Source organism: Rhizobium sp. SAFR-030 (genome assembly GCF_059415005.1).
The window spans coordinates 731,737-743,842 of the sequence record NZ_JBPFDO010000002.1 but is presented as its reverse complement, the minus strand read 5'-3'; the positions used below and the strand labels follow the sequence as shown (position 1 = coordinate 743,842).

Annotated in this window: 12 protein-coding genes; 1 reads left to right on the top strand and 11 read right to left on the bottom strand. The window is 63.6% G+C overall.

Annotated elements, in window-relative coordinates; all coding sequences use genetic code 11:
- Positions 1-21 precede the first annotated feature (21 nt).
- From ACR65N_RS09100 to ACR65N_RS09050, 11 genes are all read right to left on the bottom strand, one after another.
- Positions 22-984, bottom strand: coding sequence for an ABC transporter permease (locus ACR65N_RS09100; RefSeq protein ID WP_440456708.1), 963 nt, complete (start codon positions 982-984; stop codon positions 22-24).
- A complete protein-coding gene (locus ACR65N_RS09095) occupies positions 981-2,495 on the bottom strand; it encodes a sugar ABC transporter ATP-binding protein (RefSeq protein ID WP_440456707.1) in 1,515 nt (504 codons plus the stop codon). The genes ACR65N_RS09100 and ACR65N_RS09095 overlap by 4 nt, the downstream gene beginning before the upstream one ends.
- Before the next feature lie 124 nt (positions 2,496-2,619).
- Positions 2,620-3,510: a substrate-binding domain-containing protein gene (locus tag ACR65N_RS09090; protein WP_430307231.1), complete on the bottom strand. Its 891-nt coding sequence runs from the start codon at positions 3,508-3,510 to the stop codon at positions 2,620-2,622.
- Between the two features lie 150 nt (positions 3,511-3,660).
- Positions 3,661-4,716: an ABC transporter ATP-binding protein gene (locus ACR65N_RS09085; protein WP_440456706.1), complete on the bottom strand. Its 1,056-nt coding sequence runs from the start codon at positions 4,714-4,716 to the stop codon at positions 3,661-3,663.
- A 33-nt stretch (positions 4,717-4,749) separates the two neighbouring features.
- A complete protein-coding gene (locus ACR65N_RS09080; RefSeq protein WP_430307227.1) occupies positions 4,750-5,694 on the bottom strand; it encodes an SIS domain-containing protein in 945 nt (314 codons plus the stop codon).
- Positions 5,695-5,708: 14 nt separating this feature from the next.
- Positions 5,709-6,560: a carbohydrate ABC transporter permease gene (locus ACR65N_RS09075; RefSeq protein ID WP_440456705.1), complete on the bottom strand. Its 852-nt coding sequence runs from the start codon at positions 6,558-6,560 to the stop codon at positions 5,709-5,711.
- The gene (locus ACR65N_RS09070; protein WP_440456704.1) at positions 6,560-7,459 is read right to left on the bottom strand and encodes a carbohydrate ABC transporter permease; all 900 of its coding nucleotides are present in this window, start codon (positions 7,457-7,459) and stop codon (positions 6,560-6,562) included. Before ACR65N_RS09070 ends, ACR65N_RS09075 begins: the two co-directional genes overlap by 1 nt.
- On the bottom strand, positions 7,459-8,706 hold the full coding sequence (locus ACR65N_RS09065) for an ABC transporter substrate-binding protein (RefSeq protein ID WP_440456703.1): 1,248 nt from the start codon (positions 8,704-8,706) through the stop codon (positions 7,459-7,461). Before ACR65N_RS09065 ends, ACR65N_RS09070 begins: the two co-directional genes overlap by 1 nt.
- A gap of 17 nt (positions 8,707-8,723) precedes the next feature.
- The gene (locus tag ACR65N_RS09060) at positions 8,724-9,641 is read right to left on the bottom strand and encodes an N-acetylglucosamine kinase (RefSeq protein ID WP_440456702.1); all 918 of its coding nucleotides are present in this window, start codon (positions 9,639-9,641) and stop codon (positions 8,724-8,726) included.
- A complete protein-coding gene (locus tag ACR65N_RS09055) occupies positions 9,638-10,423 on the bottom strand; it encodes a DeoR/GlpR family DNA-binding transcription regulator (RefSeq protein WP_440456701.1) in 786 nt (261 codons plus the stop codon). Before ACR65N_RS09055 ends, ACR65N_RS09060 begins: the two co-directional genes overlap by 4 nt.
- 144 nt (positions 10,424-10,567) lie before the next feature.
- Positions 10,568-11,581 (bottom strand): zinc-binding alcohol dehydrogenase family protein, encoded by a 1,014-nt coding sequence (locus ACR65N_RS09050; RefSeq protein WP_440456700.1) that lies wholly within the window; start codon positions 11,579-11,581, stop codon positions 10,568-10,570.
- A 103-nt stretch (positions 11,582-11,684) separates the two neighbouring features.
- Between ACR65N_RS09050 and ACR65N_RS09045 the strand changes: the two genes are divergently transcribed.
- Positions 11,685-12,098, top strand: a complete 414-nt coding sequence (locus ACR65N_RS09045) for a winged helix-turn-helix transcriptional regulator (protein ID WP_440456699.1) — start codon at positions 11,685-11,687, stop codon at positions 12,096-12,098.
- Positions 12,099-12,106: the final 8 nt, after the last annotated feature.

Here is a 12,106-nt window from a genome sequence, read left to right as displayed (position 1 = left end):
GAAAATACCGTCGCGAGAGAATTACTGTTTGGCGCGCTTGGAGCGGACGTCGAGCCAGACGGCGATGAGAATGACCAGCCCCTTGACGATCAGCTGATAGAAATACGGGACCGACAGCATGTTCATGCCATTGTTCATGACGCCGATGATCAGTGCCCCGATGAGCGTACCGACCATGGTGCCGACGCCGCCTGCAAGGCTGGTTCCGCCGAGCACGGCTGCCGCGATGGCGTCCAGTTCGTAGCTTGCACCGGCATTCGTCTGCGCCGACAGGAGCCGAGACGACAGAAGGATGCCGCTGATCGCCGCCATGATGCCCGAGATCATGAAGATGGTGATCTTCATCCGGTCGACCTTGATGCCGGAATAGAGCGCCGCCTCGCGGTTGCCGCCGATGAGATAGGCACGTCGCCCGAACGTCGTCTTGCTGAGCAGGATGTGGTTGAACAGGAAGAGCGCCAGAACGATCCAGATGATGATCGGCAGGCCGAACACGCTGTTGGCGCCGATTGCCATCCAGCTTTCGTCGAGGATCATCGCTGGCGCACCGTTGGTCGGCAGGCTGACGAGGCCGCGATAGATGCCCATGGTCGCGACCGTGACGATGAACGAGGGGAGCAGAAGTTTCGCCGTCAGCGTGCCGTTGACCAGGCCCAGCATGGCGCCGGCGATCAGCGTCAGGAGAACGGCCGGCACGAAGCCGAGACCGAAGGCGAAGCACTGCGCTCCAACCATGCCGGCGACGGCGATGATCGAGCCGATCGACAGGTCGATCTCGCCGAGCAGGATCACCCATGTCATGCCGAAGGCGGCGATGGCGATGACCGCCACCTGCTGCAGGATGTTCATGAAGTTGGCGATCGACATGAAGCGCGGGTTCACGACGGAAAAGATCACGCACAGAACGATAAGCGCGAGGAAGATGCCGCCATACTGCTTCATGATCTTCCTGAAAGCGGCTGCGGATTGGCTGGTCTGGGTCATGAAGAGTGTCCCGTCGCGAATGACATGATGGTTTCGGGATTGAGGTCGTGGTCGGTGGCAATGGCGATCTGGCGGCCTTCGCTCATCACAACAACGCGGTCGCTCATGCCCAGCACCTCCGGCAATTCGGAGGATACGAGCAGGATCGCGGTTCCCTCGGCCGCCAGCTGGCGGATGATCTTGTAGATTTCAAACTTCGCGCCGACGTCGACGCCACGGGTCGGCTCATCGAGGATGAGGACCTTCGGCCGTGTCAGCAGCCACTTGGCAAGCACGATCTTCTGCTGGTTGCCGCCGGAGAGCGCGCCCGCCGGCGTGTCGAGCGATGCCGTCTTGATCGATAGACGCGCAACTTCCGCATCGGCCGCCATACGCTCGCGGCGGCGGCGCAGAAACCCGAGCCGTCCGGCAAAGCTGGAGAGTGCCGCCATGCTGATATTGCTCTCGACGCTCTGGCTGAGCACGAGGCCTTCTTCCTTGCGGTTTTCGGTGACGAAGCCCAGGCCGTGGGCGATCGCATCGACGGGAGAGGTCAGATGAACACGCTCGCCGTTGAGACGAACCGTGCCGGCTGCCCGCTTCATGCCGAAGATGGCGTTCATCACCTCCGACCGGCCGGAGCCGATCAGACCGAAGAAACCGAGGATCTCGCCCGGCCGTACATCGAACGCGATATCGGCGAACTCGCCATCGCGCGTCAGATTGTCGACCGACAGGATCGGCGGGAGGGACCGCTCGGGAGCCGCGGCGACGCGTTCGGGATAGATCTCGTCCATCGTGCGGCCAACCATCAGCGCAATGAGGTCCTCGATCGTGGTGTCTTCGCGGCGCTTGGTGGCGATATAGGTGCCGTCACGGATGACGGTGATGTCGTCGCTGAGCCGCATGATTTCTTCCATGCGGTGGGAGATGTAGATGACCGCGACGCCCTTCGCCTTCAGCCGCTCGATGATGCGGAAAAGGATTTCCGCCTCGCTGTCGCTCAGCGAGGATGTCGGTTCGTCGAGAACCACCACGCTTGCCTCGATGCTCAGGCCCTTGGCGATCTCAACCAGCTGGCGTTGCGCGATCGACAGATCGCCAACCTTGTCGGTGACGTCGATCGGCAGCCCGAGATCCTGGACGATGCGCCGCGCCTGGGCGACAAGCGCCCGGTCGTTGATGAAGCCGGCGCGCGACGGCTCCCGAGTTGCCAGGATGTTTTCCGCGACCGTCAGGTTGTTGCAGAGGCTGAGTTCTTGGAAGACGATCGTCACGCCGAGCGCGGCAGCCTCCTGCGGATTTCCACAGTGGTACGGACGGCCGTTCAGATGAATGCTGCCGGAGGACGGCTGATAGACGCCGCTGAGGATCTTCATCAGCGTTGATTTTCCAGCACCGTTCTCGCCCAGCAGGGTGTGGACGCGACCGCGCCTGACGTCGAGGCGCATGCTCTTCAGCGCGGTGACAGGACCGAAGGTCTTGGTGATGTCGCTGATCCGGAGGACCGTGTCGTCATCGGCTGTGGCCATCACAACCTCTCCTCATATCGGTATCAAATGGCGGCTCCCGACGGTCCACTGACGCCGAGGTGCAGCGGGAACGGCCGGTTGCCAGAAGCCGCCGAGCACAGGCCCGGCGGCTCCGGATGCGGCATTACTTCTTGGTGTAGACGCCGGGAACGATCGGCTGTTCGGCCGGAACTTCTTCTCCGGCGATCACCTTGATCGCCGAGTCGACGGCCTGCTTGCCCATCTGGTCCGGGAACTGCTGGATGACGCCGACCATGACCGGGTTGCTGTCGACGGCCTTGCGGGCTTCTTCCATACCGTCGAAGCCGATGACCTTGACCTGGCTCTCCAGATTGGCTGCCTTGACGGCAACTGCGGCGGCAAGTGCCGCGTCGTCGCCGAAGCCGAAGATGCCGGCGATCTCGGGATCTGCCTGCAGCATGTTCTGAGCGGCGGCCAGCGCCTCGGCGCGGGTGATGCCGGTCTGGATGGCGACGATCTTCATCTCGGGATGCTCGGCGATAGCCTTCTTGAAGCCCTCGACGCGGTTCACTACCGACTGGACGGTCGGGTAGTCGATCACGGCGACCTTGCCCTTGTTGCCGAGTTCCTTGGCCATCAGCTCGCCGGCCTTGACGCCGCCGGTGAAGTTGTCGGTGCCGATGTGCGAGGTGACCTTGGCGTCCTTGGCCGGCACGTCAACGGTAATCACCTTGATGCCGGCGCGCTCGGCCTTGGTGATGGCTGCGAGGACGCCCTGGCTATCGACCGGCGAGATGACGATGACATCGACGCCCTTGACGATGAAGTCCTCGACGTCGGCCAGCTGCTTGCTGAGGTCCTGGTTGGCGATCGCCACTTCCAGCTTGACGTTCTTTGCCGTCGCCTCCTGCTTCATGGCGTTGGCAAGCTCGATGTAAAACGGATGCTGCTGCGTCAGAAGCGACGCGCCGATGCCGTCCGCATGCGCGGATACGCTAGCGGCCGACAGCAGGCCGAATGCGAGGATGGCTTTGAGAATGGGGGTGCGGTTCATAGTTCCTCCCGAACTTTTCGCGGGTCTGCAGTCAGATGGCGCAGTCGGGACGCAGACCCTCCTCAGGTCCCGATCACACGGTCCGAAAAATCATAAATATTTACGCGCGTCAAATTTAAAATATTAGCGCGCTACTATTGAACTTTGCGATCACTCGATCCGCAAACCCGTCCCGGCGTCGAACAGATGCTGTCGCGTCGGATGTGCCTTTAGATAGAGGACGTCGCCCTTTGCGACTTTGGGCCGGTCGGTGAACAGCGCCGTCAGCGGTATCCCGTCCGTCTCGCCGAGGATGAAGGTGGCGTGGCCGGTGCTCTCGACGCCGGTAACGCGCATGGCAAACGCGCCGTCGGTATCGGCGGCAGCCAATTCCAGATGCTCCGGCCGGATCCCCCAGATGACTTCGCCCGAGGCGTTTACGGGTGCCGGAACCGAAAGATTGGCACCGAGCCGGATCATGCCGTCGCTGGCGTGGCCCTTCAGCAGGTTCATCGCCGGAGAGCCGATGAAGCCGGCGACGAAGACGTTGCCGGGACGGTCGTAGAGATCGAGCGGAGCGCCTGCCTGCTCGAGGCGACCCGCCCGCAAAACGACGATGCGGTCCGCCATCGTCATCGCCTCCACCTGGTCGTGGGTCACGAAGATGGAGGTCGAGCCGAGACGGTCGTGAAGCGCGCGGATCTCGGCGCGCATCTGCACCCGCAGCGCGGCATCGAGGTTCGACAGCGGCTCGTCGAAGAGGAAGACCGCGGGGCGCCGGACGATGGCCCGGCCCATCGCCACACGCTGGCGCTGGCCGCCGGACAGCTGGCGCGGCATCCGTTCCAGGTAGTCGCCAAGGCCAAAAATGGCGGCCGCTTCCTCAACGCGCCCGGTGATCTCCTCCTTCGGCGCCTTCCGCAGCCGCATCGAGAAGCCCATGTTCTCGCGTACCGTCATATGCGGATAGAGGGCATAGTTCTGGAACACCATGGCGAGGTCGCGCTCCTTGGGCTCGACCTCGTTGACGACGCGCCCGGCGATCGAGATCGTTCCGCCGGTGACCTCCTCAAGGCCGGCGATCATCCGCAGAAGCGTGGACTTGCCGCAGCCCGACGGTCCGACCAGCGCCACGAACTCGCCGTCCGCGACGTCGAAGCTTACGCCATGCATCACCTGATGCGTCGCGTAGGCCTTGACGAGATTTCGCAATTCTACCTGGGCCATGTTCTCTCCGTTACCGAACCGCGCGTGCCATCCTCAAGCGAGGACGACGACCTTGCTGAGGTGGCGGGGTGCGGCGGTATCGACGTTCTTCTGGTTGGCGACGCGTTCGCCGAGGATCTGCAGCGCCGGCAGCAGTTCGAGCGCCCGCGCGGCGCCGGTCCGGACAAGCGGAATGCTGAGATCGCCCGGTCCGCCGAGACCGATGACGCGGGCGCCCTTGGCCTGCACTTCGCTGGCCACCTTCGCCTCCTCGTCTGTCGTGTCGGCCGAATAGAGAAGAACGACGAGCGAGGTCTCGTCGATCAGGCTGATCGGCCCATGTCGGTATTCGAGCGGGTGGAAGGCCTGGCTGTAGGTGATCGACATTTCCTGAAGCTTCAGCGAGCCTTCCGTCGCCATGCCATAGAGTGCACCGCCGCCGAGATAGACGAAGTGCGAACGCCCGGCGATGAGCGGAACGGCGGCTTCCGCCGCACCCAACGCGGCCTGCGCCTCGGCCACGGTGCCGACCTCGACACCGGCCATGCGCAGCCCCGCCAGCAGCATCAGCGAAGCCGAAACGGTCATGACGATGCCTTCCTCGGCATGCGTCGGGATGTAGACGGGCACGTCGGCCACCTCCAGCAGCGCCGTGTCCGGCGCGCAGGAGATGCCGATGGTGCGGATGCCGGCAGCCCGCGACGCCTCAAGCGCCTGCACGGTTTCGGTCGTCGTGCCGGAGCGCGAAAGTCCGATCACCGTCACGTCCGCGCGATCGGCCAGGTAGTCGTCCATGCGGCGCGCCCATTCGGCGCCCGGTACGGCAATCGCGTTGCGGCCGTTGTGGTTGAAGGCGGTGGCGATCGACTGGGCGAGGAAGAAGGAGGTTCCGCAGCCGGTGACGACGACGGTCTTGCCAGGGACCTCGGGCAGGCTTTGCAGCAGCGCCTTTTCCCAGAACGGGAACTGTTCCTTGATGACTTTTTCGGTCAGATTCATTGCAGTCATACCCTTTATTTGCTCGCGCCGGCCATCAGGCCCTGCACGAGGAAGCGATTGAGGAAGATCACCAGGAGCACCGGCGGCACGATGGCGACGATGCCGGCGGCGTTCATAAGGCCGTAGTCGACATAGTTGCGGGTGACGAATTCGGGGATCAGGACGGTGAGCGGCTTGGTGGACAGCGTCGGCGAAAACACCAGCGGCACCATGAACTGGCCCCAGGCCGACAGGAAGGTAAGGATCGCGGTGGCGACCAGTCCGGGGCCGGCAAGCGGCAGGACGATGCGCACGAGCGTGTGGAGTTTCGAGGCACCATCGAGCCAGGCCGCCTCCTCCAGCGACAGGGGCATCGCCTGATAGACGCTGCGCATCAGCCAGAGCGCCAGCGGCAGGAAGGCCGAGACATAGATCAGCGTCACGCCGACATAGGTATCGACGAGCCCGGCACCGATCATGATCCGGTAGAGCGGGATCATCACAGTATAGGCCGGAACGCCGAGTGTCGCGACGATGATGACGAACAGCGCGTCGCGGCCCGGAAAGCGCAGCCGGACGAAGGCCCAGGCACCGAAGGCGGCAACGATAACCGTGACCAGTGTCGCCGCCAGCGAGGTGACGATGCTGTTGGCGAGCGCCCGCGAGAACTGCGGCCAGACGGACTGCACCTGGTTGCCCTGGCTGATCGAGGCCGCACCGAACAGCTTGCCGTAGTGTTCGAGGGTCGCAGCTTCCGGCCAGAACCTGAGGCCGGTTCCGACGAGCGCGTTGGGCGGCGTCAGCGAGGTGACGAACGACCAGTAGATGGGGCCAACGGACCACAGGATGAGGGCCGCGACGGCGAAAAGATATCCGAGACGCCGCATCAGTCGTACCTGGTTTCTTTGTAGACGCGCAGCACGTAGAGCGCCGACACCGAGAGCGAGGCGATCATCGCCAGGATCGACAGCGCCATGCCGAGCGAAAACTTCATGTTCTGGAAGGCCGACAGATAGACCTGGATCATCACGCTGCGGGTTCCAAGCGAACTGCCGTTGAGGATCCATGCCTCGTCGAAGAGATTGAAGGCGAACACCGTCGACTGGCTGAGCGCGATCGCCAGCCCGCCCGCAATTAGCGGCAGGGTGATCATCGTGAACTGGCGCCAGCGCGAGGCGCCATCCAGTCGTGCAGCCTCGTAGAGGTTCGTCGGGATCGACTGCAGGGCTGCAAGCAGGATGATCGCCGTCAACGGCATCATCCGCCAGGCGTGCACGACCGACACGAGAAAAAGGCCGGTGAAGCGATCGTTGAACCAGACCTGGTTGGTCGACGTCAGGCCGACCGCCTGGAGCAGGCTGTTCAGCAGTCCGTAGCTCGGGTTGTAGATCCACAGCCAGATGATCGCGTTGACCACCGGCGGCAGGCACCACGGCAGGATGACGATGGCGAGCAACCAGCGCCGGCCTACCGATGCATGATGCAGCAGCAGCGCGGCGGCCAGCCCGCCGACGGTCTCGATGGTCACGGCAATCACCACGTAGGCGAAGGTGTTGACCCAGCTCGTCAGCACGTTGCTGTCCGACATCAGGGCGATGTAGTTCCTGAAGCCCACGAACGGCGTTCCGGGCCGCATCGGCTCGATGCGGAAGAAGCTGTCGAACACCGTGATGACGAGGGGCAGGATCACCAGCCCCCCCATCACCGCGATGACCGGGGCGGTGAGGCCGAGGCCGAGCCGCGCCTCCCGTCCCAGGAGGCGCTTCGCTTGGAAGCTGGGCGCCATTACTGCCGTGCCTCTTCGGCTGCGGCGGCAATCGCCTGAACCGCATCGGCGACCGACATCTGGCCCTTGGCGGCGGCATTGAGGTTGGTCGCAACGGCGCTCGAGAACTCCGGATACCAGCCGGGCGTACCGCCGGCAAACAGCGGCTCGACCAGGGCGGCCTGAGCGATCAGCACGTCGCCCTGCTTAAGCTTGCCGTCCTTGTTGAGCTTTTCGAGCACGGAGATGCGCGTCGGCAGGTTGCCGAGCTTCTCGTAGTTGTCGATCATGGTCTCCGGATCGAGCATCCAGTTGATGAAGGCGTGCGCCGTCTCCTTGTCCTTGGCCGAGACCGGGACGCCAAGCGCACCGGGCAGGCCGATCGTGCGCGATTTACCGGAGACATTCGGCAGCAGGGCTGCGGCGGCATCGGCCGATACCTGCGACTTCGACGCATCGGTATAGACTGCGAGGTTACCGGCCCAGCCGGCAACGTCGAAGGTGGTCTTGCCCGACTTGAACAGTTCCTGGATCTCGACATCCTTCAGCGACGTCGCCGCGGGGTCGATGAGACCGGCTTTCAGCGCTTCCACCTCGAATTCCATGGCTTTGTAGCCGGCGCTCGACGCCTCGGTGAACAGCGGCTTGAACTCGGCATCGAAGAGATCGCCGCCGAACGCCTTGGTGAGGAGGTACCAGGCAGTGGCCGAGCCTTCGGTCGCCGAAAGCGGCAGGCCGATCGGATATTCGGCGATGCCCTTGGCCTTGACCGCCTTGGCGGCGGCGAGCAGCTCATCCGGCGTCTTCGGAACCGTGGCGCCGGCCTTTTCGAGATGCGCCTTGTTGTAGATCATCACCCGGTAGTCGTTGTTATAGGGGATGCCGACCTGCTTCCCGTCGAAGGTGAAGATCGACGTGGTCGGCAGATCCTTCTTCAGGTCCTCGGACAGCAAGCCCGACAGATCGTCATACCAGCCGGCGCTGCCGAACTGGCCAACCCACGACCAGTCGACTTCGGTCGCCGATGCCGGCGCCGTGCCGGCGACCATCGATGTGATGATCTTGGTGCGGATCTCGTCCCAACCGAGCGTCTGGATATCCAGCGTGCCCTTGGTCTTGATGGTATATTTGTCGGTCATGTCCTTGGGCAGCGTGACCCAGGGCGGCAAGAGGACGGCGAGCGCTTCGGCGGCGTGAGCGCTCATCGTGCCAAAGCTCGTGGCAAGCCCGAGCAGTGCGGTGGAAGCAAGGAATGTGCGGCGTTTCATCAGCTGTTCTCCTGTTATTATGGTTGAAGGCATGCAGAAACAGTCGGTGCGAAGAAGTCCTCCATCGGCCAGCCCGCCAAGGTGCCGGCGCGCCAGATGGCGCCTCCGACAGGTGGCAGCTTCGGCGTGGAGGACGCGCCGAGCAGCGTTTCGAGATGGTGGGTGATCGTCCGCGAGCCGAACACGCTGCCGGCATGCGACCAGGCAAGCGTCGGATCTGCCAGCCGAAACCGGGCCGCCTCGACATGGGTGGCGAGTAATTCCGCGGCACCGATGAGAAGCTGGACTGCGGATGCATCGCCGCTGTCGGCCATCGCATCCACATGCCGTGCAAGACCGCCGACGCCGGCACGGGAATTCTGCTGCGCATAGGCCCAGTCGATCAGTGTCTCGGCCGTACAGCCGCAGGCGGAGAGGATGCCCTGGGCGAAATCATGAGCGCGGCTGCGGCCGTCGAGTGCCTGGGACGCCAGCGACAGCGCCTGACGGCCGATCCAGAAGGCCGACCCCTCATCGCCGAACGCATCGCCCCAGCCGCCGACCCTCAGGCTTGTCGCCCCTGCTTTCGCCCAGGCCATGCTTCCGGTTCCGGCCAGCAGCAGCACGCCGCTTTTGCCGGTGAAAGCACCATCATAGGCGACCTCGACATCGTTGAGGACGAGATGCGGGCAAGGCAAAAGCGTGCCCGCCACGCGCTGCTGCTCTCGGCTGAGAGACACGATCTCGCCATGCATCGGCAGGCCGAGAACGGCCGCTTCAGGCGTTTCGCCGCCGCAAACCTCGGCAATTGCTCCCGCCAGCAGGGACTGCCAGTCGGACACGTGGTGCGGATCGAGGCTCGGCCCCTCAAATCGGCGAAGCACGGTGCCAGTCGGATCAGCGATGGCTGCGATCGTCTTGCTGCCGCCGGCATCGAGCCCGAGGACGAAGCTCATGGCCGCACCGCGTCCTGGAGCGCAGCAAGCGTGATTTCCGTCCCAAAGGCTTCGATCCGCTCGATCCATTCGGCGCCAAGGCCATTGTCGGAGATGATCGTCTGCAGGCGCGACAGAGGCGCGACCTTGTAGGTGAGCCGCGCGCCGAACTTGCTGGAATCAGCCAACAGGATGCGTTGCTCGGCGCGGCTCAGCATTACCGTGTTCAGCCGCGACTCGTTCTCGTCGACCGAATAGATGTTACCATCCTCGGCGATCGCGCCGCCGCCGAGGAAGAGCTGCTTGAACCACAGGCGGTCGAGCATTTCCTCCGCAAGCGGGCCGACGAGGGAGGAGTTCTCCTTGCGCAAATGCCCGCCGAGAAGCGTCACCTTGACGCCCTCGACATCGATCAGCAGCTGGGCAGCCGGCAGGCAGTTGGTGAAGATGTTGAGCGGCAGCGGATCAAGCCGGATGCGCCGTGCCAGCTGAAGCACGGTCGTGCCGGAATCGAGGAATACCGAGGTTCCCGGCTGGAGCATGTCATAGGCGAGATCACCGATGGCGCGCTTTGCCGCCAGCCCCTGCGCCTCGCGCTGCTCGAACGCCACCTCGCCCTCGAAATGATCCGAAAGCCGCGCGCCGCCGTGGGTCCGGACGATGACACCCTGCTCCTCGAGCTGGGTCAGATCCCGGCGAAGCGTCGGCACCGAGGCACCGACTGCTTCGGCGATCGCCGCGATCTGCGACGAGCCGTTGGAGAACAGAAACTGACGGATGGCTTGAGCGCGGTCGCTTTTCATCGGTGGCCGTTCGTCTTGCTTGAACTGACCAAACTATCGATGGACGGAAGATCAATGTCAATCATTTTGATGATCGTTATTGATCGTTTTCAGCTTTTGGCACGGTGAGTGCGGCGCGCCAACCTGGGCGGCGCGCCACAAGGGTTAGAACCCTTCCAGCACGATCTTGCCTTTGGCCCTGCCGCTTTCGATCGTCGCGTGCGCCTTCCTGAGGTTTTCGGCGTTGATGGGCTTGAGCACCTCGGTGACGGTGGTGCGGATCCGCCCGTCGTCGATCAGCTTTGCCACCTCGTTCAGAAGCGCGCCCTGCTCGCCCATGTCGGGCGTTTCGAAGAGGCTGCGAGTGAACATCAGCTCCCAGTGGATGGAGACCGCCTTGCGCTTGAAGCCCACCACATCGAGAACGTCCGGATCGTCGATCAGCCCGAACCGGCCCTGTGGCGCGATCAGATCGATGATCTCTTTCAGATGCCGGTGGGTTTCGGTGGTGGAGAACACGAAGGCCGGAGCGCCGATGCCGAGTGCTTCCACCTGGGCAGCAAGCGGCTGGTTATGATCGATCACGTGATGAGCACCGAGATCTTTGACCCATGCCTGGGTCTCAGGGCGCGATGCCGTGGCGATCACCGTCAGGTCGGTCAGCGCCCGCGCCAGCTGGATGGCGATGGAGCCTACCCCGCCTGCCCCGCCGATGATGAGGATGGCGTTCGCGGCGCCCGGAACCGGCTTGCGGACGTCCAGCCGGTCGAACAGCATTTCCCAAGCCGTTACCGCCGTCAGCGGCAGCCCGGCGGCCTCGGCATTCGACAGTGTCTTCGGCTTGTGGCCGACGATCCGCTCATCGACGATGTGGAACTCGCTGTTGGCACCCGGGCGGCCGAGGGCGCCGGCGTAGAATACCTCGTCGCCGGGTTGAAACGCTGTGACGTCCGGTCCGACTTCGGCGACCGTGCCGACGGCATCCCATCCGAGGACTTTCCAGCCATTGTCTTCAGGCCGGGCGCTACGGCGAACCTTGGTGTCGGCCGGGTTGACGGCGACAGCCGCCACCTGAACCAGGATGTCGCGACCAGATGCGCGCGGCCGCTCGAGTTCGATATCCACAAGTGCATCATCCCGATCGATTGCACCGGGGATCCTGTATCCGATCGCCTTCATCGTCTTCTCCTTTGACGGCAGTTGTTGTCGCCTCAAAATGTGCTAGCCTCGGAAAACTGCAATACGCACAAGCAACGCTAATACTATCAGAAAGGATAGTGTGATGGCCAAGGTCCGGCACTCGCGCTTCGACTGTAGTCCGGGCTGTTCGGTGGAAGCCGCCGTCGGCCTTATCGACGGAAAATGGAAGTCGGTGATCCTCTACCACCTGCTCGACGGCACGCTGCGCTTCAACGAGATCCACAGGCAGATCGTCAATGTGACGCCGCGCATGCTGACCAATCAGCTGCGCGAATTGGAAAGCGACGGGCTGATCGAGCGCAAGGTCTATGCCCAGGTGCCGCCGAAGGTGGAGTACAGCTTGTCGCCGCTCGGCCGGAGCATGGAGCCTATCCTTCTATCGCTGAAGGCCTGGGGCGATGCCAATATCGGACTCTACGGCAAGCCGACCGCCGCACCCGCCAATGACGAAAAAGCAGCCTCGGCCGGCGGCCGGCTGAACGACGCTAACGCCTGATCGGGTAA

Bases quoted from the DNA above. Each gene is read 5' to 3' on its own strand.
- ACR65N_RS09100 (WP_440456708.1), bottom strand. From the start codon at position 984: ATGACCCAGACCAGCCAATCCGCAGCCGCTTTCAGGAAGATCATGAAG.
- ACR65N_RS09095 (WP_440456707.1), bottom strand. From the start codon at position 2,495: ATGGCCACAGCCGATGACGACACGGTCCTCCGGATCAGCGACATCACC.
- ACR65N_RS09090 (WP_430307231.1), bottom strand. From the start codon at position 3,510: ATGAACCGCACCCCCATTCTCAAAGCCATCCTCGCATTCGGCCTGCTG.
- ACR65N_RS09085 (WP_440456706.1), bottom strand. From the start codon at position 4,716: ATGGCCCAGGTAGAATTGCGAAATCTCGTCAAGGCCTACGCGACGCAT.
- ACR65N_RS09080 (WP_430307227.1), bottom strand. From the start codon at position 5,694: ATGAATCTGACCGAAAAAGTCATCAAGGAACAGTTCCCGTTCTGGGAA.
- ACR65N_RS09075 (WP_440456705.1), bottom strand. From the start codon at position 6,560: ATGCGGCGTCTCGGATATCTTTTCGCCGTCGCGGCCCTCATCCTGTGG.
- ACR65N_RS09070 (WP_440456704.1), bottom strand. From the start codon at position 7,459: ATGGCGCCCAGCTTCCAAGCGAAGCGCCTCCTGGGACGGGAGGCGCGG.
- ACR65N_RS09065 (WP_440456703.1), bottom strand. From the start codon at position 8,706: ATGAAACGCCGCACATTCCTTGCTTCCACCGCACTGCTCGGGCTTGCC.
- ACR65N_RS09060 (WP_440456702.1), bottom strand. From the start codon at position 9,641: ATGAGCTTCGTCCTCGGGCTCGATGCCGGCGGCAGCAAGACGATCGCA.
- ACR65N_RS09055 (WP_440456701.1), bottom strand. From the start codon at position 10,423: ATGAAAAGCGACCGCGCTCAAGCCATCCGTCAGTTTCTGTTCTCCAAC.
- ACR65N_RS09050 (WP_440456700.1), bottom strand. From the start codon at position 11,581: ATGAAGGCGATCGGATACAGGATCCCCGGTGCAATCGATCGGGATGAT.
- ACR65N_RS09045 (WP_440456699.1), top strand. From the start codon at position 11,685: ATGGCCAAGGTCCGGCACTCGCGCTTCGACTGTAGTCCGGGCTGTTCG.